This window comes from Kitasatospora putterlickiae (genome assembly GCF_039527695.1).
GTDB classification, from domain to species: Bacteria; Actinomycetota; Actinomycetes; order Streptomycetales; family Streptomycetaceae; genus Kitasatospora; species Kitasatospora putterlickiae.
This window is the reverse complement of record NZ_BAAAKJ010000499.1, coordinates 10,458-12,328: the sequence shown is the minus strand read 5'-3', so window position 1 is coordinate 12,328 and position 1,871 is coordinate 10,458. Positions and strand designations below refer to the sequence as shown.

Here is a 1,871-nt window from a genome sequence, read left to right as displayed (position 1 = left end):
GGCCCGTCGGGCGTGCCGAGCGCGGCGTCGACCACGGAACCGAACTCGCGCAGGTAGCGCGGCGGCAGGCCCTGCAGCGGGTTGCGGGCCGAGCGGACGTCGTTGCGGTCCATGTCCAGCAGGAAGTGGTCGAACCCGTCGCTGCTCTGCGCGGCCATCAGCGCGCCGTCCTGGTACACCGGCCGCGCCTTCCACGCCGCCTCGCGGTACTCGTCCGGCAGGCCGAGCGTGTGGCCCAGCTCGTGGGCGAGAGTGAACTCGTCGGTGCGGAGGTTCCAGTTGTGCGAGCTCTCCCGGGGCCAGTTCTCGTGCACCTTGACGACGTGGTGGGCGCCCGCCGGGTCGTCGGTGAAGACCACCTCGACCCGCAGCAGGTCGCCGCCCGGCAGCCGCTGGCCGCGGTTGAAGTGCACGCCGACGCCGCGTTCGGCCCGCTCGTGCAGCGCCTTCAGCGCGGCGTCCAGCTCCGTCCTCGCCAGGGTCACGGTGCTGGTGTCGAGGTGGACCCGCAGGCGCAGGACGGTCTCGGTGTCGCCGTCCGGCAGCAGCACCCGGCTAGCCTCGAAGGCCATGCCGTCCCGGGCGCCGATGGAGCCGCGGAGGGCGTCCGCCGGGGGCGTGACCTCCGCGGTGGCGAGGACCCGGCGCGGGCCGGCCGGTGCCGGGGCCGCCCCGGCCTCCGCGTCGCCGGGGCGGACCACGTAGCCGGTGATCCGGTTCCCGGACACGGTGGCCCGTACCAGGGAGCCGGCGACCGTGCCCTCGAACACCGTGCCCGGCCCGTCCTCGTGCAGCCGGGGCACCATCTGGACGCCCTCCGCGCGGCCGGTGGCGACCAGGTACGCCGCGAACCGGCCGTCGTCGGCGGTCCAGTGCGGGGGGACGCCCTGGCCGGTCCGCTCCCAGGCGCCGTCGGCGAAGGCGGCGCGGACGGGCGCCAGGTACTGCGCCATCGCGTCGGTGGTGCGCGGCGGCCCGGCCGGGTCCGGCACCCCGGGCTCGCGCAGGCTGCCCGGCACGGGGTCCGGCAGCGGCACGTCCAGCGGGGTGCGGGGCAGGCCGCGCGAGTACAGCTGGGCCACCAGCTCCAGGTCGTGGCCCGCGCCCGCGTCCAGCAGGTCCCGGACGTGGTCGGCCAGGCGGGGCTGCGCGCCGGACTCGACCCGGACGCTGGAGAACGCCCCCTCCGGGTTGTCGGTGAACTCCAGCCGCAGGCGCACCGGCGACATCGGGGACTGCCCGCGCACCAGCTGGTCGGCGGCCTCCTGGAGGCCCCGCCGGTAGCCGGCGAGGTCGGTGGCGGCCGTGCCGTCGCCCGGCGCCAGGTGCAGGCGGACGCTCACCTCCAGGCCGGTCTCCCGGGTGTTGAACAGCGCCCGGCGGACCGTCACCGGCCGGCCGGCCCCCACGGTGTGGGTGAGCGAGTCGGTGGCGCGGGCGACCACCGTGGTGGGCAGCCCGTCGTCGTGGGTGCCCTGGCGCCAGGGCACCTGCTGGTCGAGGGGCCGGTGGACGAGGATCCGCCCGTCCCGGACGAGCCCCTCGACCCGGACGTTGTACGCCTCGCCGACGACGTGGAAGGTCCGGCCGTCGGCGAGCGGCACCCGCCGACCGGGGTCGCCGAGCAGGGCCGTGTCGGCCACGACCTGGATCTCGCCGGCGGACCAGGCGTCGGGGTAGTGCACCGGGTCCGGCGCGTCCGCCCGCCGGTGCCAGCGGCTCGGGAAGACGGCGAGCGGGGAGTCCGGCGGCAGGGAGGGGTCCAGGAACCAGACCCGGCGCCGGGTGGTCCCGTTCGGCTGGAAGGTCCCCGGCGGATCCGTCCGGAAGCCGTGGCCGGCCGCGGTGCCGGGGTCGGCGACCTGGTGGGC

The 1,871-nt window shown here is 77.1% G+C and carries 1 protein-coding gene; it reads right to left on the bottom strand.

Features of this window, described 5'->3' with window-relative positions; all coding sequences use genetic code 11:
• The coding region (locus ABD308_RS37975) for a hypothetical protein (RefSeq protein WP_344345415.1) at nt 1-1,871 on the bottom strand (1,871 nt) is incomplete at both ends.